The organism is Flavobacterium sp. FlaQc-47 (assembly GCF_044006475.1).
Lineage (GTDB): Bacteria > Bacteroidota > Bacteroidia > Flavobacteriales > Flavobacteriaceae > Flavobacterium.
The window spans coordinates 207,041-224,858 of the sequence record NZ_JBIPCQ010000006.1 but is presented as its reverse complement, the minus strand read 5'-3'; the positions used below and the strand labels follow the sequence as shown (position 1 = coordinate 224,858).

At 33.6% G+C, this 17,818-nt stretch carries 16 protein-coding genes; 12 read left to right on the top strand and 4 right to left on the bottom strand.

Annotated features, from left to right (window positions below; translation table 11 throughout):
* Positions 1-419: 419 nt before the first annotated feature.
* The 3 genes from ACHRVX_RS19235 (at position 420) to ACHRVX_RS19225 (ending at position 2,595) form a co-directional block, all read left to right on the top strand.
* Positions 420-1,457, top strand: a complete 1,038-nt coding sequence (locus ACHRVX_RS19235; RefSeq protein WP_395335178.1) for a bestrophin family protein — start codon at positions 420-422, stop codon at positions 1,455-1,457.
* A 246-nt stretch (positions 1,458-1,703) separates the two neighbouring features.
* Positions 1,704-2,078 carry an STAS/SEC14 domain-containing protein gene (locus ACHRVX_RS19230; RefSeq protein ID WP_395335176.1) on the top strand — a complete coding sequence of 125 codons (375 nt, stop codon included), beginning with the start codon at positions 1,704-1,706 and terminating at the stop codon, positions 2,076-2,078.
* 115 nt (positions 2,079-2,193) lie between these two features.
* A complete protein-coding gene (locus tag ACHRVX_RS19225; protein ID WP_395335174.1) occupies positions 2,194-2,595 on the top strand; it encodes a hypothetical protein in 402 nt (133 codons plus the stop codon).
* Positions 2,596-2,805: 210 nt separating this feature from the next.
* On the opposite strand, the gene ACHRVX_RS19220 is transcribed toward ACHRVX_RS19225, so the two are convergent.
* The 3 genes from ACHRVX_RS19220 to ACHRVX_RS19210 all read right to left on the bottom strand — a co-directional run bounded on the left by ACHRVX_RS19220 (position 2,806) and on the right by ACHRVX_RS19210 (position 4,074).
* Positions 2,806-3,087 carry a PrgI family protein gene (locus tag ACHRVX_RS19220; protein ID WP_395335172.1) on the bottom strand — a complete coding sequence of 94 codons (282 nt, stop codon included), beginning with the start codon at positions 3,085-3,087 and terminating at the stop codon, positions 2,806-2,808.
* A gap of 29 nt (positions 3,088-3,116) precedes the next feature.
* Positions 3,117-3,515, bottom strand: a complete 399-nt coding sequence (locus ACHRVX_RS19215) for a hypothetical protein (protein WP_395335170.1) — start codon at positions 3,513-3,515, stop codon at positions 3,117-3,119.
* Positions 3,516-3,705: 190 nt separating this feature from the next.
* Positions 3,706-4,074, bottom strand: coding sequence for a hypothetical protein (locus tag ACHRVX_RS19210; RefSeq protein ID WP_395335168.1), 369 nt, complete (start codon positions 4,072-4,074; stop codon positions 3,706-3,708).
* 523 nt (positions 4,075-4,597) lie between these two features.
* Between ACHRVX_RS19210 and ACHRVX_RS19205 the strand changes: the two genes are divergently transcribed.
* Complete coding sequence (locus ACHRVX_RS19205) at positions 4,598-5,209, top strand: biliverdin-producing heme oxygenase (RefSeq protein WP_395335166.1); 612 nt, start codon at positions 4,598-4,600, stop codon at positions 5,207-5,209.
* Entirely contained in the window at positions 5,199-7,508 is a 2,310-nt protein-coding gene (locus tag ACHRVX_RS19200; RefSeq protein ID WP_395335163.1) for an ATP-binding protein, read from the top strand. Before ACHRVX_RS19205 ends, ACHRVX_RS19200 begins: the two co-directional genes overlap by 11 nt.
* A 35-nt stretch (positions 7,509-7,543) precedes the next feature.
* Here ACHRVX_RS19200 and ACHRVX_RS19195 read toward each other — a convergent pair whose 3' ends face one another.
* Complete coding sequence (locus tag ACHRVX_RS19195; protein WP_395335161.1) at positions 7,544-9,787, bottom strand: histidine kinase dimerization/phosphoacceptor domain -containing protein; 2,244 nt, start codon at positions 9,785-9,787, stop codon at positions 7,544-7,546.
* 486 nt (positions 9,788-10,273) lie between these two features.
* Between ACHRVX_RS19195 and ACHRVX_RS19190 the strand changes: the two genes are divergently transcribed.
* The 7 genes from ACHRVX_RS19190 to ACHRVX_RS19160 all read left to right on the top strand — a co-directional run bounded on the left by ACHRVX_RS19190 (position 10,274) and on the right by ACHRVX_RS19160 (position 17,808).
* Positions 10,274-12,169, top strand: coding sequence for an amidohydrolase (locus ACHRVX_RS19190; RefSeq protein WP_395335158.1), 1,896 nt, complete (start codon positions 10,274-10,276; stop codon positions 12,167-12,169).
* Between the two features lie 12 nt (positions 12,170-12,181).
* The gene (locus tag ACHRVX_RS19185; protein ID WP_395335156.1) at positions 12,182-12,610 is read left to right on the top strand and encodes a DoxX family protein; all 429 of its coding nucleotides are present in this window, start codon (positions 12,182-12,184) and stop codon (positions 12,608-12,610) included.
* Between the two features lie 143 nt (positions 12,611-12,753).
* Entirely contained in the window at positions 12,754-13,227 is a 474-nt protein-coding gene (locus ACHRVX_RS19180; RefSeq protein WP_395335154.1) for a Dps family protein, read from the top strand.
* 5 nt (positions 13,228-13,232) lie between these two features.
* On the top strand, positions 13,233-13,913 hold the full coding sequence (locus ACHRVX_RS19175; protein WP_395335151.1) for a YoaK family protein: 681 nt from the start codon (positions 13,233-13,235) through the stop codon (positions 13,911-13,913).
* Positions 13,914-13,938: 25 nt separating this feature from the next.
* Positions 13,939-15,111 carry a sensor histidine kinase gene (locus tag ACHRVX_RS19170; protein ID WP_395335149.1) on the top strand — a complete coding sequence of 391 codons (1,173 nt, stop codon included), beginning with the start codon at positions 13,939-13,941 and terminating at the stop codon, positions 15,109-15,111.
* Between the two features lie 11 nt (positions 15,112-15,122).
* Positions 15,123-16,490, top strand: coding sequence for a sigma-54-dependent transcriptional regulator (locus tag ACHRVX_RS19165; RefSeq protein WP_395335147.1), 1,368 nt, complete (start codon positions 15,123-15,125; stop codon positions 16,488-16,490).
* 382 nt (positions 16,491-16,872) lie between these two features.
* On the top strand, positions 16,873-17,808 hold the full coding sequence (locus ACHRVX_RS19160; RefSeq protein WP_395335145.1) for a ring-cleaving dioxygenase: 936 nt from the start codon (positions 16,873-16,875) through the stop codon (positions 17,806-17,808).
* Positions 17,809-17,818 lie beyond the last annotated feature (10 nt).

The window sequence follows — 17,818 nt, the reverse complement described above, 5'->3', positions numbered from 1 at the left end:
AAGCCTGTTTCGAAAGATTCAGGCTTTTTTTTATATGTCATAAATTAAGCTTTTAGAAAATAAAATGATTACAAATAAAGTCTGTTTTTATTCACGTTTTTACGAAGTAAATCTGTTTTATCCGCGTCAAAAATTAGACGCTGATTTTACTGATTCGCTAAAGCGAAAACGCGGATAAAAACGGATTTTTCAACACCACTTAATCATAATGAGATATACACAAACAGAATCTTAGAGGCACACAGCAGTGCGTCTCCCGTTCCAATTGGCAAATTCTATGAACATTCCCGTCATGTATTTTTAAATCAACACAATACCAGCAATCTGCATATTTTCATTAAAATTATCGACGTAAAAGATTTCGTTAATATTCCTATCTTTAATCAATTAAAGCAAATCACAATAAAAAATCAGCATTTATGTATGTAAATAAAAACTTCAGTTTTAAGACACTTGTAAAATTCACAGGCTGGTATTTACTGGCGATTGTATTCTGGATGGCGTTTATATTTTTTATTTATAGATTTCTCGATATCAAATTTATAGCGATTCCGTGGGCGAGTGTCGGAATAATTGGAACAGCCGTTTCCTTTTATATTGGTTTCAAAAATTATGAAGCCTATGAGAGAATGTGGGAAGCTCGTAAAATATGGGGCGCGATTCTTAATGTAAGCAGAATGTGGGGCGCAGGTTTGCGTGGCTATATAAAAAATCAATTTTCAGATCAGTTACTTTCTAATGAAGAGCAGAATGCCATAATCAAAAAACTAATTTACAGACATATAAGTTATGTGTACACCTTAAGAGATCAATTGTTAGTGCCAATGCCTTGGGAACATTTAAGCAGTCAGTCTTTTATAACCTATTTCAATAATAAAAGGCTGAAAAAATTTGGCATTGATATGCTTGAAGATGATCTGCTGCAGGAAGTATTTAAAAAATACCTGCCAAAAGAAGAGTACGAAGATCTAAAAAGATACTCGAATATGGCGACACATATAATTGATTTACAGTCACAAAGCCTGATGCAAATTAGAAAAGATAATCTCATTAGTGATTTATACCATATAGAATTACAAAAACTACTGAACGAATTATATTCAGAACAAGGCAAAGCAGAAAGAATAAAAAAGTTTCCCCTGCCAAGACCGTATGCCTATGTTAGTGTAGTATTTGTATTGATTTTTATAACTGTATTGCCTTTAGGTTTAATAAAAGAATTTGATAGACTGGGTGATAATGGCAGTTGGTTATTCATTCCCGTTGTAAGTATAATAGCCTGGATTTTTTTATTGATGGAATTAGTTGGAGATTATTCAGAAAACCCTTTTGAAGGTTTAGGAAACGATATTCCCATGTTTTCTCTTTGCAGATCGATAGAAATTGATTTAAAAGAAATGATCGACGACGAAGATATTCCGCAACCTATAGCGGTGAGAAATGGGGTTTTAATGTAGTATCTTGATTATAGAGGAAAGATTATAGAGGAAAGATTGTAGAGGAAAGATCAGAACCTTAGTAACTCAGAATCTTAGTCACTCAGTAACTTCCTAAAAAAGCCACATCGTTATTTTATAAAATACCAATCGCAAGATATAACGTAACATCTTGATTCTTAATTAAATTTGAATTGTAATTTCATCGCTACGTATGAAATTTTAAAGAATAAAATACAATTAGCAACAATTCAAAAAATATAAAAAATGATACATCAAATCGATACCTCAGACAATATTGTAGCTTTTAGAGCTTTAGCAGAAGTAACCAAAGACGATTTTTTAACTGCAGTTATTCCGGCTGTAGAAGGTTTAATAAAACGCACTAACGAAATCAATTTTTTATTGGTTCTTGATACAGACATTAAAAATTTTACTGCCGGTGCCTGGCTACAAGATGCGTTACTGGGATTAAAACATTTGGGTAAATGGAACAGGGCAGCCATAGTCACAGATTCTGAAGAAATAATCACATTCACAAACGGATTCAGTTATGTAGTTCCTGGAGAATTTAAAGGGTTTAAAAAACTAGATTTTAATAAAGCTTTAAATTGGGTGGAAGGAAATATACAGGTTAAGTAATCTTGTTAGTGCGAAATTATAAATTGATTTTAATTTAAGCAGCTTATTTCATTGTGAACTTTAAATTGAAATTGGTTTATGTTATAAAACCCCATATTAATTTAAAATCAACATTATGAAAAATTTATTTTTAAGTTGCGCATTATTGCTGTTTTTTGGAACTGCAATCGCACAGCAAAAGCCACAGAAAACAAATACAACAAAAATCGTATCTGATCCTACAGCAAATCCTGTTCGTATTGATACCGTTAAAAATTCCGGAGCCAGTAAAAAAAGTACGGTTCAAAAAGCAGGATCAGGAAAAAAACAGCAATCCAATACAACAAAAATTGTATCAGATCCTACTGCAAATCCTGTACATTTAGATACGGTTAAAAGTACCGTACATGCTAACCATAAAAATTCGGCTAAAATGGAAACAGGAAAAAAACAGCAGCCCAATACAACAAAAATTGTATCAGATCCTACCGCAAATCCCGTAAATATTGATACCGTTAAAAATCCCATTAAAAAATAGAATATTTAATTTAGATATTCATTAAACATCAAAAAGCCTGTAATTTTACAGGCTTTTTTATTCCAAAAAAAGAGCCACGAATTCGCGAATTTTGATAGCTGATGATGTAGCATAAATTCATGAATTCGTGGCTGACAAATATTTCTTTATAGTTGTTCAGTATGGGAAAGATTTTAAATTTACAACAAAGTAAAATCTTACAGAATAAAGTTAGTGATTATATTCAATACCACTACTATCAGTAAGCTCTTTTTTAGCTTTAGAAACCTTATTAATTTGTTTGTAGCAAGCTGATGCTAATAATGGTAATGCAAGACTGCCTACAACTGCCCCAATTTTATTTTGTCCTGCTTTTTTTAGAACAGCACCAACAATTAGTGAACTAACTCCGGCGCATATTAAATGTTTAACAGAAAGGTTTGGTAATTTGTTTCCCGTGGTATCCGGCGTAATTCCGTGCAATAATGGATCTATAAAATTTAAATTTTCCATAGGTTTTTAATTTATTAAGTTAGACTTTTTTATATAGACAGCTTTTCGCTGTCAGTTTCATTTTCAATTTTTTCGATTTCGACTTTTTCTTTTTTAATAGCTTGTCTTAAAAGAGCAAAAAGGCTCATATAAGCATTAGCCATAAAAACAAGCGAAAATCCTGCCAAAACATAGCCACGCCAATCATTTAGCAAAAGTTTATAATTCGTAAAGATTAAAAAAGCAATTGTGACATAATGGCTAAAACAATATTCGCATGTAAAAAGATAAAAAGCTTTTCTAGACCATATTTTCTTATCGTATTTAGAATGTTTTACACACCATTCACGAGGTTCCTTAAATATTTCTTCATGAGTTACAGTCCAGCTGATACAAGCTATCGGAATAGCGAGAACAAATAGCCAGATAATTTGAATTGTGATATCCATGTTACAAATGCATTTTTTTAGATCAGTGATAATTGTTTAAACCAATTCAATAAAATTACTGAAATCAGAACAGGAAAGATTATATAGTTTTTCCTTTTTTTTATAAAATTTTCTTTCAGATATCAATTTACAAAAAATAACCGTTAAGTTCAAATACTTAACGGTTACTTAGTATAATATGTTAAAATGTCTAAAAATTATCCGGATTCGTACTCGGAAATGGATCATGAGAAACCTCGTCTAAGTCTTCCTCGATATCCCGTAAATTTTCTTCGTCAGAATCATCGTCATCAAGATCCCCGTCTTTTTCAAGCGAATCATCCAGATCGTCCGGATCTTCATCATTTGTTATCTGATCTTCTCCATTCAGGATGGGTTCTTCGCCGGGATTATTTTCATTTCGGTTATAATCATTTGTTTCATGATTAACATCTGTGTATTCTTCCTGAATTGGATATTGATCTTGTTGATTGGCAATTTCTTTATCAATAAGAGTATCTAAGTCCTGATTAAAACCACGATTCTCATGACCGTAATTTTGGTTGTTTTCATTTTCCATAATACTATATTTTAGAATTAGTAATTTTTGTGTAGCAATAGTTAATTACAAATCTACCTTTAAATGCTACAAAATCTCTTACAGAAAAATAAATTCTAATTGTATAATTTACAGTATTCAATAAATCAAGAATATTTTTATAGCAGCAATTACAGTTAATAAGCGAATATATCGATGTAGTTTTTGAGTTAATTTCAGAAAGAATCAGAATATATAATTAAGTGTAATTTGATTCAGAAAGAATACTATTATTTTTGATATTTATTTAGAAATCTTTATTTTAGCGGTCAATTTTTAAACGATTAAAAAGACTACATTTACCAAGATCCCATAATTTACAAAATTAAGTTCAGACGTTTTGTAACTGATATTAGAAAATTATCTAATATTATTAGAAAAGCCTTTTTCTTAAAATACTAGAATTGGAATTTTATTTAGTACCTGTTTTTTTACGTTTGCTGAATCTCAGTAAACAAGCGGCAAATCGTCCAAATATAAAATTTTTATTTACCATCAACTTATAATGACTACAAATTTGGGTTTTTCTACTTCTGTAGATTTTTTAGAAAAATTAAAAAATCAGACAGCAACCGCGCATAAAAAACTGGAAAGTCTTCCCGTTTCAGCCTCCATACTTTCTCCAAACATGGAAATGGACGATTATTATCATTATTTATCCCTTATGTACGATGTACATAGCAGCACACAGAAAGTTGTTTTTCCTTTATTGGCAGATCTTATTCCTGATTTAAAAGAAAGAGAAAAAACACCACTTATTATGGATGATCTTTCTTATTTAAATTACAAAACAGGCAAAACAACACCAGTTTTTACAAAAAGCAATATCAGTATTCCTTTTGCACTCGGAATTTTATATGTTGTCGAAGGATCTACGCTTGGAGGTCGTTTTATTTTAAAAAACTTAGAAACAATTCCGGGATTAGATCAGCAAAAAGGAGTTGCCTATTTTTCAGGATATGGCAATAAAACAGGAAGTTACTGGAAAAATTTTCTAAATATTCTAACTTCATACCAAGAGGAGCACCATAATGAAGATGAAATTATTGGTGGTGCCGTATATGCTTTTGAATGTATTTATAATCATTTTTTGAATCCTGTCATTAATGAAAATTAAAGATATTGTAAACCGCGACAGAGTTACACTAACAAACTGTGAGCACGAACCCATCCACATACCGGGAAGTATTCAGCCACACGGTTTTTTATTGGGAATTACTTTAGACTGGAAAATTGACTTTTGCAGTGCTAATATTTCATCATTTCTTGATGTAGTTCATGAAGAAATATTAGGACATAAAATCAGTGAAATTTTTGGTGCACACGCTCAAAAAGAGCTGTATGATTATGTACACGACAAAAAAGCACAGCCTGTATTTCCGTTGGAAATAATACTTCAGGAAAAAGAATTTCAGATCAACATACACAAAAGTGGTGCTATTTATATCCTGGAGGCAGAACCGCAATCAAACGGTAAAGAACAACTTGCAGATATCTACGCACAAACGATTCAGTTTGTGTCAAATATGAATAACACACGTTCCCTAAAAGAATTGTGTGCACTTGTTGCCGAAGGAACCCGTGAAATAACGGGCTACGACAGGGTTATGATTTATCGTTTTGATGCTGATTATAATGGTGAAGTCTACGCTGAAAATTGCAGAGAAGATCTGGAACCGTTCTTGGGACTGCATTATCCACATACTGATATTCCGGTTCAGGCGAGGGAATTATACATGAAAAACCAAATGAGGCTTATAGCCGATATTGGTTACGATCCTGTTCCTATTTTTACAATTGATGATCAGGAAAATAAAAACCTTGATTTAAGCCTTTCAACACTTAGAAGCACATCGCCAATACATGTAGAATATCTTAAAAATATGGGCGTTGGCGCAACGCTTACCATTTCGTTAATTCACCACAACAGATTATGGGGACTTATTGCGTGTCACCATTATTCGCCTAAAAATATTTCTCCCGAAATCAGACTTGCAGCAAAACTTCAGGGACAATTTATTACTTCGCAAATTGATTTGAGACAATCAAATGATGAGTATGAAATTGCGCGTAAAACCGGTAAAGCCCTGGAGCGATTAACGGCTTTAAGCATAACTTTAGAAAATGATTCATTTGATATAATTTGCAGCAATCCTGAATTGTTAAAGCTCTGTAATGCCACGGGAGTTTCTATTGCTATTGGAGATAAACTGCACAAAAACGGACTCACGCCATCGAACGAAAAGATTCAGAAAATCATTTCAAGCATGGAGGTTTACGAACACAGCAGAACATTCAGCACCAATAAACTAAGTAATTTTATTACGGATTTGGACGGATATGAAGAAGTGTCCGGAATTATTTATCACTCGCTTGGTAATGGCAATAATATTATTTGGTACAGACCGGAAACCGTTACAGAGGTCAATTGGGCGGGAGATCCTGAAAAAGCTATTATTTTTGACAGCAAAGGATTACATCCCAGAAACTCATTTAATTTATGGAAGCAAATTATTCAGCATCAAAGTAAAATTTGGCTCCAGCCTGAATTAAATGCAGCAGCAAGTTATGCGCATTCTCTCCAGAATCAAATAATTATGTTGTTATTGAGTGAAGAGGAAGAAAAATACCGAAATTTAAGTGACGTATTACACGAAACAAATTTAGAGCTTGAGAACATTAACTGGATCAGTACACATGATTTACAGGAACCTTTGCGCAAGATTCAGCTTATTGCTTCAAAAGTACTTTCAGATACTAATGAAATTCCGTCTGTTGCCATCATAGATTCGTTGCAGCGTGTGACAAAATCTGCCAGCAGAATGCAAAATTTATTAATTGATATTCTAAAATATACCCGAATAAAACATACAAAAGGAGCGCTTCAAAAACTTAGCCTTAATGATATTCTTGAAGAAACATATCAGGATATGAAGGAAATAATTGTAGAGAACAAAGCGACTTTAGAAAGTCAAAATCTGCCTGAAGTTCACGCGGTTCCGTTCTTGATGAAACAATTATTTTCTAATATTTTACACAATTCCTTAAAATATGCTTCGTTAAAAAGAGATCCTGTCATTACAATAACAGCCTCGCAAGAACCTGAAATAAACGAATATTCTAATAAAGTATATTGCCACTGGATCACTTTTGCAGATAATGGTATTGGTTTTGAACAAGAATACGCGGAGTCAATTTTTAAAATTTTCACCAGATTGCATACACTTGAAAAATATGCCGGTTCAGGAGTGGGATTAGCCTTGTGTAAAAAAATAATGCAAACCTGTCATGGAAATATTCGTGCTGTTGGTAAGTTAGATGAAGGAACCGAAATCACCCTGTATTTCCCTTGCGATCCATCAGATTCATTAAGTACAGAGGCTGAAATATCAAAAAATAAAATTGAAAGAAACTAATTTTTTTTCAAAGATGATACGATATGCTTTTAATTTTATTTAAAGTTAAAAGCATAATCGTAAATAAAAGTAATTGCGATTTTTAAACCATTATTATTTATAATTTCAAATTTCCCGTTTAAATCCTTGCTTAAACCTTCCATTAATTTCATTCCCAGAGAATTGTATTTAAAGATGTCGATTTCGCCGTCAATTCCAATACCGTTATCCGCGATTTCAAGTAAAAAATAATCATCTTCAAAATGTTTTAGAGTGATTGTTACAGTTCCTTTTTCTCCATTGGGGAAAGCATGTTTTATGGCATTTGTAATGGCTTCATTCAGGATCAGACCAATTGGGATTGCCTGCGAAACATGTATTTCAATATCTTCAATTACCACAATAAAATTATAATTTACCGGATAACTATCCTTTAAATGACTAACAAGCTCCTTAATATATTCCGGCATTTTGATGCACGAAAGACCTTCAGACTGATACAAACGCTGATGAATTAATGACATTGAATTAATCCTGTTCTGACTATCCTTGATTGCCATAACAGCCGATTCATCTTTTAAATACGAAGATTGTGTATTTAATAAACTCATCACCACCTGCAAATTATTTTTTACCCTATGATGAATTTCCTTCAAAAGCCATTCTTTTTCCTGAACCACATTTTGCAGTATCTTATTTTTATTTTCAATTCTGTTTTTGCCTTCTTCCAGTTTTTTGTTGCTTTCTTTTTTGCTTTGATATCCTTTAAAGATCAATCCTGTAATAATAAGCAGTAAAAACAAAACCAGACCAGCGATGAGTTTTGCCACTTTATCACTTTGTATTTTAGCTTTTTGCAACGCGCTTTCCTTCGTTAACAATTGAATATTCTGATCCTTGCTTTCCGTTTGATATTGTATTTCTAAGTTGGATATCTGGTATGATTTTACCTCATTAAAAAGACTGTCTTTTATTTTTTGGTATCTTTTAAGACTTGAAATAGCACCCAGATAATTTCCGGAAGCTGAGTCTAATTTGTATTCCATCAAATGCCTGTTCATAATTACATTAATATCCTTAATCGTAATTTCGGTTTGTTTATTAATATTCAGATAGTTTAATCCTAACTCATATTTTTTTACTTTTAATAAATGGTTGATGATGGTATTATTTACCTCAAAACTAGAAATATTCAATAAGTTTTTTTTATTTTTTTCCTGTAAAACCATTACCTCACTACAATATTTATCAGCCAACTGAGTCAATCCTAAAGCATCATATACATTGATCTGACATATTTTGTACCAGATTAATTCCCAGTCATTGGTTACTTTTTGCGCTTTAAGTTCCCTGTCTAAAAATTGCTTGGCTTCCTTTTTTCTGTTCAGCTTCAGCAAGTCCTTTATAATTGAATTGGCAATATAAAAATTCATTAGATCAGGATAAATTTTGAGAGTATAATTAAAAGCTTTCCTGTGGCATTCTAATGCCATTTCATAATTCTCAATATAGTAATAGGCATATCCTAAATGATTATAATCCTCTGCCAGAAAATAATCGTCTTTGCTGTTTTCTCCATATTTAATGGCGATATGACCGTATTTAATGGCCTCCTGATACAAACCTAATTTTGAGTAAGTTTTAAAGATATGGCTGTACAGATTTTGCAAATCATTACTGCCAATAGCTTTATAGATAATTTTGGCTTCATTATATTTTTCAAGTGCCTCTTTGTATTTTCCTGTAAAATAATAATGACCTGCAAATAGGATTAAAGTCTCGGCTGTCTTTTTTTTCAGACCTGCCTTTCGAAAAGCTTCAAGGGCTTTTTTTACATTTTCGATTCTAATCTTTAAACCCGCATTACTTATGTCATAATAATTGGTAAGTTCTACATAAGCTTCACCTTCAAGCCAGAAAGCCTTATTTTTTTTAGCAATAGCAAATGCTTTATCTAGTTGTTTTTTTCCTTTTGCTTCATTATTACCTTCCCTGTAAATTTGAGAATATAAAATCAGGCTCATCCATTTTCCTTTTTCAAAATGAATTTGATTACTTAATATCTCAGCTTCTTTCGCACATATATAACTGCTGTCCATATCCGCTTTATATTGACCTGCTTTTTTAACATAATACAAACTCAATTCCTGAAGTTTTTGAATGCGAACAGTATCATTTAGCTTATATTTTAATTCAGCTTTTAAATTCTCGCCTTTTTTTCTGGAAATAGGCTGTGCCGACACCATAAAACTCAGCTGAAACAGAAAAAACAGGATAGATGTTCGTAGTAATTGAGACATAAAATAGAATTGAATTTAGAATTATTTCAGATCATTAATTTGAAAAAACGTGAATTCGGGATGAAGTAAAATGAGATTGTTTATTTAAATAGTATCAAAATATAAGGAAACAAAGCTAGGTCATTTTTAATTTAAAAAAGTTGGTAAAGCAATAAACTCATCACAATTGTATTTTAAATATTTCAGAAGCAAAAAAAGTGAAGGATTGGTAAAAATGAAGTTGGTTTTTTAAGTAAATACAATACTTAAACCCCGACAAAGCCTTATTTGATAATAGAAATAGGATTTTAATAAAACTTCTTTATATAATAAAAACGATCATAAATTCACGATATATCGTAAAAGTAATTCCACATAAAAACACGAAAAAGCTTGTCATATAGCGACTTGAATTTTTAGGTATCTTTATTGCAAACGGTAAAAACACAATCCGAAACCACTATTTGCGATTGCCGGAGATAACAACAATCAACTAAGAATTTTAATATGAAAGCAGATATTATTTTATTCAACGGAAAAATTCATTCTTTCACCACAACCAATAAAACGGCGACGGCGGTTGCCATAAAAGACGGTAAATTTATGGCAGTTGGCGGTGATGCTGAAATTTTAGAGTACAATCAGCCGGAAACAAAATTGATTGATTTGCACCAAAAAAGAGTAGTTCCCGGAATAAATGATTCACACATTCACTTAATTCGCGGTGGATTAAATTATAACCTTGAATTGCGCTGGGATGGCGTTCCTTCGTTAGCAGATGCAATGCGAATGTTGAAAGAACAGGTGGATAGAACGCCGTCACCGCAATGGGTTCGGGTAGTAGGAGGCTGGTCTGAGTTTCAGTTTGCCGAAAGACGCATGCCCACTTTAGACGAAATAAATGCCATTGCTCCCGAAACTCCCGTTTTTATTCTGCACTTATACGATCGCGCATTTTTAAATCGTGCTGCCTTAAAAGTAATAGGTTTTACAAAAGATACGCCCGCTCCGGCTGGAGGAATAATCCAGAAAGATGCAAAAGGAGAACCAACAGGTTTAATTATTGCATCGCCAAACGCCATGATTTTGTATTCGACATTAGCAAAAGGACCTAAACTTTCGTACGAACATCAAATCAATTCAACGCGTCATTATATGAAGGAACTCAACCGTTTTGGAATTACAAGTGTGATCGATGCCGGAGGTGGATTCCAGAATTATCCTGACGATTATAAGGTTGTAAATGAATTAAATGAGAAACAGCAATTAACCGTTAGAATCGCTTATAATTTATTCACGCAACGCCCAAAACAAGAATTTGAAGATTTTGACGAATGGATCCAGGAAGTTAAATTATATCAGGGCGATGATATGTACCGCCATAACGGAGCAGGGGAAATGCTGGTTTTTTCAGCAGCAGATTTTGAAGATTTCCTGCAGCCAAGACCTGATCTTCCGGAACATATGGAGGATGAATTAGAAAAAGTGATTCGGTTGTTAGTCGCCAATCGCTGGCCTTTCAGACTTCACGCCACTTATAATGAAAGCATTACAAGATTCCTGAACGTATTTGAAAAAGTAAACAGGGAAATTCCGTTTAACGATTTACCCTGGATATTTGATCACGCCGAAACCATTGACGAACGCAATATTGAAAGAGTAAAAGCGCTGGGCGGCGGCATCGCAATTCAAAGCCGAATGGCCTATCAGGGTGAATATTTTACAGATCGTTATGGCGCAAAAGCAGCCGAAAATACGCCGCCAATCAAAAAAATGCTCGAAATGGAAGTTCCCGTAGGCGGAGGTTCTGATGCAACCCGAGTGAGCAGTTACAATCCGTGGGTTTCCATGTATTGGCTTACAGCCGGAAAAACCATTGGAGGATTGCAATTGTATAATGAAAGCCGTTTAAACCGTGCAACCGCTCTTGAATTGTATACAAAAGGTAGTGCGTGGTTTTCGCAGGAACAGAATAAAAAAGGAGATATTCAAACCGGAATGCTGGCAGATCTTGTCGTTCTGGATCGTGATTATTTTACCATAGAAGATGAAGATATCAAAAATATAGAATCGGTTTTAACCGTTGTCGATGGCAAAATTGTGTATGCAAAAGGAGATTTCTCTTCGTTTTCACCGCCATCAATCCCAATACTTCCGGATTGGTCGCCAACCCATATTTACAACGGATATTATCACGCCGAATCCCACAATAAAAGTGCCATTGATTTGAAATTAAGCAAGTCAAAAGCGTCAATAAATAATACTGCATCTCAAATTCATTGCTGTTCCGGAAGTTGTGATGTTCATGCACACGATCATAATGCGGCGCGTTTGAGTACTATTCCTGTAAACAATTACAATGCTTTTTGGGGCGCTTTAGGATGTTCATGTTTTGCTTTTTAATACCTAAATAAAATGGAAATAATTAATTTACTGCTTTTTTCAGATGCCGGATCTGACTTTAATAATATTGCTTTATTACTTTTTAGGGTTTTAGTTGCCGTAGAACTTTTCAGGGTTCACGGCATGAAAAAATTCAGGGTACAAAACGGCGAACGCGAACATTTGCCCAATCCGTTTCATTTGCCCGAAAAACTAAATGGTTTTGTAGCCGCTTTTTCTGATACTGTTGTACCCGTTTTTTTAGTTTTGGGATTAGGAACACGCTTATTTTTGTTGCCAACAATAGGCGTTACAGCCGTTGGATATTTCGTGGTTCACAGAAAAGATTCACTTGAAGTTCGAGACGTTCCGTACATCTACACCGTTACTTTGTTGTTTTTACTGGCAATTGGCGCAGGAACATATTCATTAGATCATTATATTTTAACTCATTGGATGTGATTTTCTAAACACATAGAAACATAGTTTTTTTATTGTATCAAAAAAGAGCAAAAAAAGAAACTCGTTTCCAAACATAGCTATGTGTTTAAAAAATTATACGTCACGTTACTTTAAATTTATTATTATAAAAACTCAATAAACCTATGGAAACTCAAATTGGAATCAAACAGGAAAACATCTCAAAAGTCGTAAATTCACTATGTCAAATTCTGGCAGACGAATTCATATTATATACCAAAACCAGAAAATCACACTGGAACGTAGAAGGTGATGATTTTTACAACAAACATTTATTTTTTGAAGCACAATACAATCAATTAGATGAAGTTATTGACGGAGTGGCAGAACGAATCAGAATGTTAGGCCATTATGCACCCTCAACTTTAAAGGAATTTTTGCAATTAACACATCTTTCTGAGCAATTAGAAATAAAAAACGACAGCAAGGGATTTATTAAAGAATTGCTGATCGATCACGAAAGTATCATTATGCACTTACGCGAAAATATCACAGTTTACGCTACTGAATATCATGATTTAGGAACCAGCGATTATATTACAGGATTGATGGAAACGCACGAAAAAATGGCGTGGATGTTACGTTCACATTTAAAATAAAAATTATGGAGCAGTCTAAAAGCATTTGGTACATCACATTATTACTTACTTGTATTGCAGGATTTTGTGATACATTAACGTTTGTCGCGGCTGATACTTTATTTTCGGCACACGTTACGGGCAACTTTATAGTATTTGCGTATCAGGTAATTAACGGAAACGATGTCTATGCTTGGATTAAATTATTAACGTTCCCCATATTCATTATATCGGTTATTTGTGGAGGGTACATCGCCTCAAAATCCAGCCTGAAATACAGGATATTATTTTGGGAAGGTTGTATTTTAACCTTAAGCGGCATATTGGCAATAGTATTCCATTTTCTTAAAATAGAGACTTTATGGACCATGTACATCGTAGCGATGTTAATTGTTTTTGCGATGGGATTGCAGAATGCTTTTGGAAAAATTTTCAGTAAAGAAACCCACGGTCCAACCACCATGATGACCGGAAATGTGACTCAGGCTGCACTTGATATTGGTATTTTATTAAAATCAAAATTTAAGGATTCAAACAGTCAGTTGAGTTTTAAAAAACAATTTGTAACTATTGGCGGATTTTTACTGGGATGTTTTTTAGGCGCGATTGCAGGTAAAAACTGGGGTTTGATTCCCGTTTTGATTCCCGGGATTTTTATGATTTTTTGCTATCTCAAAAATAGAAAAGTAAAAGTAGAAGCTAAATGATGAGTTGATCAAAAAAGGTGCGCTTATGTATAAAGAATGCTATTTCAAAGAATTTCAGCTTCATTTTTGGTTCGTGATTTTGTTGTTAATCACCAATCAAGACTTATTGATGCAAAACAAAAATCAGGGATTCAGGATTGTAAATTCAAAATTGACATACGAAATCACGCACTCTGAAAAAACATTTGCAGCCTCTTTTCAAACCTTATATTTTTTAGATTTTCACACTATAAAACTAAGCTTAAACAGCTTCAGTAAAAAGTGTTTTAATACAATTCAGCGCTTGCAATTTGGCTTACAGACAATTAATAGTGCCAGAAATTATAAGAGTATTTCCTTGTTTAAAGTAAAAAATAGTGCTGTTAATTTTCAGACTCCAAATACGTCGAAATCCAATACAAACAGTCATCATATTACCAGAATTAGATACGATTTTATAGTTATTTCAGGATTACTATTTATAATTTTGGGATTGTTATTTCGTCTTACAAAAAGCAAAAACAAAAGCCGGCAAATTTTACAATCAAAAGACAAGGAAATTGCCACACGCAATGAAGCTCTAAACAAATTATATGCTGATAAAGAATGGCTTTTGAAAGAATTGCATCATCGGGTAAAAAACAATTTACAAATCGTAATCAGCCTTTTGAACACACAATCAGCTTATCTCGAAAATAAAGATGCGCTTTTAGCCATACAAGACAGTCAGCACAGAATGAACGCGATGTCGCTCATTTATCAAAAAATATATGAAAGCGAAAATTTGGAAATAATCGATATGTGCTGGTACATTCCGGAACTTGTCAATTATTTAAAAGGAGTTTTTAATACCGATAAAAAAATATCCTATAAACTGGACATAGAATGTGTCGATTTAGATATTTCAAAGGCAATTCCGCTAGGATTAATCTTAAACGAAGCGATTATCAATGCCATTAAATATGCTTATCCGGAAACCGTTCAGGGCGAAGTAAACATCAGATTAAAGAAAATTGAAGATGAAATGTATCAGTTAATCATTTCTGATAATGGAGTTGGAGTTCCGGAGCATTTTGAACTCAAAAACCGAAACTCATTAGGCATGAATTTAATGCACGGCCTGAGTTCTCAGGTGGACGGAACATTCAATATAGAAAGTAAAAACGGACTCACGATTACCATTAATTTTAAGGCAACAAATAAAACACAACAACAATAAGAAGATCGAATATGAGCGAGAAAATATTAATAGTCGAAGACGAATTTATTGTTGCGAATGACCTAAAAATTATCCTGATAAAAGCCGGCTATGAAGTTTGCGGAATCGCCGCATCTGTCGAAGAAGCGCGTGTTTTAATTGATGTACAAAAGCCCAATTGGGTTTTACTTGATATTATGCTGAAAGGCGATCTTACGGGAATTGACCTTGCTTGGGAACTCGAAAAAAAGAAAATTCCGTTTTTATATATTTCAGCAAATACCAATCATTCCATTTTAAACGCCGTAAAAGAAACCCAGCCTTACGGATTTTTAGTAAAACCGTTTCGTGAGCGAGATTTGTTCGTAATGCTTGATATTGCGCGTTATAAATATAATTTTGAAAAAGGAAATGCATTAGAAAATGTTCCTAAAAAACCACCATTAAAAGAAAATAAGAATCTGGAGATTATTGGTAAAAACCAAAAACTTCTAGATTTAATGCACAAAATAGAAATTGTTGCGCCAACAGAAACTTCGGTAATGATTTTGGGAGAAAGCGGAACCGGAAAAGAAAAAATCGCACATTTAATTCATTCCTTATCAGCAAATAATACCAAACCCTTAGTGGTGGTAAATTGCGCTGCATTACCGGAATCATTGATCGAATCAGAATTATTTGGTCATGAAAGAGGCGCTTTTACCGGAGCAGATAGTCTAAGAATAGGGAAGTTTGAGCAAGCGAATGGAGGAACTATTTTTCTGGATGAAATAGGCGAATTGCCCTTAGATTCCCAGGTAAAATTATTGAGGGTTTTACAGGAAAAAGAAATTGAACGCTTAGGCGGAGAAGCAACAATTAAACTGAATGTGAGAATCATTGCGGCAACAAACAGATGCCTGCCGTCTGAAGTTGCCGAGGGAAGATTCAGACTAGATTTATATTATCGCCTGAATGTTTTTCCGTTAGAATTACCGCCATTGCGCGATCGTAAAGAAGATCTGGATGATCTGGCAAATTATTTTCTTGAGAAATATGCGGTAAAATCCAAACGCACTATTGATTCAATTTCGGCGAAAGCCTTACAACAATTGCACGATTATAACTGGCCGGGAAATATAAGGGAATTAGAACATTTAATTGAACGAAGTATTTTACTGGCAACGGGAAGTGAAATTGAAGAATTTGATATTTTAGAAGATTTTCCAATAGCAAAAAAAGAAGCTGAAAATGGAATTTTATCAATGGAAGATATGGAGCGTGAACATATTATGAACGCTTTAAGCCTTTGCAACGGTAAAGTTTACGGAGCCGGTGGTGCAGCCGAATTATTGAAAATATCACCGTCGACTTTATTCTCAAAAATTAAAAAACTAAAAATCAAACAAGGATATTTTTAAAGAAATTGTCATTTAGTAAAATGTAAAATGTGATTTAGTTATAAAATTCAAATAATGTTATGCCAAATAAATTTCTCGCCAATATCGCAAAGGCTTGTCATTTCGACGAAGGAGAAATCTTCGTGAGAAGCTCGACAAAGATTGGATTTGCATTGAGGAGTTACTTGCGGAGATTTCTCGTCCCTCGAAATGACAATATTGTGTTTAAACTTTGCGGCTTACATTGCTATATATATAGTAGAAAATAATCGCAACAAAATAAACCTATTAAATAATAATCTGCTCAATCTGCTCAATCTGCGAGAAAAAATAATACAGATTCTCTATGATCATTTTTTAAAAATAAAATCATTACATAATATACATTAAAAATATAAATAACATGAAAGAAAAAATTCAGGGATTGCACCATATTACAGCAATCGCAAGCAACGCACAGGCAAATTATAGTTTTTATACCAAAGTGTTAGGTTTAAGAATGGTCAAAAAAACCGTGAATTTTGATGATCCGGGAACGTATCATTTTTATTACGGAGACGAATTTGGAACGCCGGGAACAATCCTGACTTTCTTTCCGTGGGAAGGAATTGGAAAAGGAAAAACAGGAAACGGACAAGCAACGGAAATTGGATATGCAGTTCCAGAAGGAAGTTTAGAATTCTGGCAGGAAAGATTTAAAAAAAATAATGTAAATTTCGGAGAGCAAACAGAAAGATTTGGTGAAACATTATTGCCGTTTACAGATCCTGATGGATTAAATATCAGTTTGATAATTCCGAAAAAAGCAGATAACAGAATCGCTTTTGAAACCGAAGAAGTAAAGAAAGATGCCGCAACAAAGGGATTTCACAGCACCACTTTGTCCTTGCAATCCATTGATAAAACAGCTAAAATCCTGACGGATATTTTTGGTTACGAATTGGTTTCGCAAGAAGCAAACAGATTCCGTTTTGCGACAACTGCAGTTGAAAATGCTTCGATAATTGATTTATTAGAAAACCCGACAGGATCAAGCGGACAAAATGCAGCGGGAACCAATCATCACGTGGCGTTTAGAGTTGCAAACGAAGAAATTCAAATGGCATTTCATGAACGCATTATGAGCGAGAATTTAGGCATTACGCCAAAAATTGACCGTGATTATTTCTATTCACTTTATTTCCGCGAACCAGGAGGCGTTCTTTTTGAAATTGCAACAGATAATCCGGGTTTCACTATTGATGAACCTTTGGCCGAATTAGGAACGAATTTGAAATTGCCAAAACAACACGAGCCATTAAGAGCTAAAATTGAAGCTGTTTTGCCAAAATTAATTTAAAGAAAAACAT

What these genes read in the sequence shown, in the direction of transcription:
- ACHRVX_RS19235 (WP_395335178.1), top strand. Translation starts at nt 420, where the DNA reads ATGTATGTAAATAAAAACTTCAGTTTTAAGACACTTGTAAAATTCACA.
- ACHRVX_RS19230 (WP_395335176.1), top strand. Translation starts at nt 1,704, where the DNA reads ATGATACATCAAATCGATACCTCAGACAATATTGTAGCTTTTAGAGCT.
- ACHRVX_RS19225 (WP_395335174.1), top strand. Translation starts at nt 2,194, where the DNA reads ATGAAAAATTTATTTTTAAGTTGCGCATTATTGCTGTTTTTTGGAACT.
- ACHRVX_RS19220 (WP_395335172.1), bottom strand. Translation starts at nt 3,087, where the DNA reads ATGGAAAATTTAAATTTTATAGATCCATTATTGCACGGAATTACGCCG.
- ACHRVX_RS19215 (WP_395335170.1), bottom strand. Translation starts at nt 3,515, where the DNA reads ATGGATATCACAATTCAAATTATCTGGCTATTTGTTCTCGCTATTCCG.
- ACHRVX_RS19210 (WP_395335168.1), bottom strand. Translation starts at nt 4,074, where the DNA reads ATGGAAAATGAAAACAACCAAAATTACGGTCATGAGAATCGTGGTTTT.
- ACHRVX_RS19205 (WP_395335166.1), top strand. Translation starts at nt 4,598, where the DNA reads ATGACTACAAATTTGGGTTTTTCTACTTCTGTAGATTTTTTAGAAAAA.
- ACHRVX_RS19200 (WP_395335163.1), top strand. Translation starts at nt 5,199, where the DNA reads ATGAAAATTAAAGATATTGTAAACCGCGACAGAGTTACACTAACAAAC.
- ACHRVX_RS19195 (WP_395335161.1), bottom strand. Translation starts at nt 9,787, where the DNA reads ATGTCTCAATTACTACGAACATCTATCCTGTTTTTTCTGTTTCAGCTG.
- ACHRVX_RS19190 (WP_395335158.1), top strand. Translation starts at nt 10,274, where the DNA reads ATGAAAGCAGATATTATTTTATTCAACGGAAAAATTCATTCTTTCACC.
- ACHRVX_RS19185 (WP_395335156.1), top strand. Translation starts at nt 12,182, where the DNA reads ATGGAAATAATTAATTTACTGCTTTTTTCAGATGCCGGATCTGACTTT.
- ACHRVX_RS19180 (WP_395335154.1), top strand. Translation starts at nt 12,754, where the DNA reads ATGGAAACTCAAATTGGAATCAAACAGGAAAACATCTCAAAAGTCGTA.
- ACHRVX_RS19175 (WP_395335151.1), top strand. Translation starts at nt 13,233, where the DNA reads ATGGAGCAGTCTAAAAGCATTTGGTACATCACATTATTACTTACTTGT.
- ACHRVX_RS19170 (WP_395335149.1), top strand. Translation starts at nt 13,939, where the DNA reads ATGTATAAAGAATGCTATTTCAAAGAATTTCAGCTTCATTTTTGGTTC.
- ACHRVX_RS19165 (WP_395335147.1), top strand. Translation starts at nt 15,123, where the DNA reads ATGAGCGAGAAAATATTAATAGTCGAAGACGAATTTATTGTTGCGAAT.
- ACHRVX_RS19160 (WP_395335145.1), top strand. Translation starts at nt 16,873, where the DNA reads ATGAAAGAAAAAATTCAGGGATTGCACCATATTACAGCAATCGCAAGC.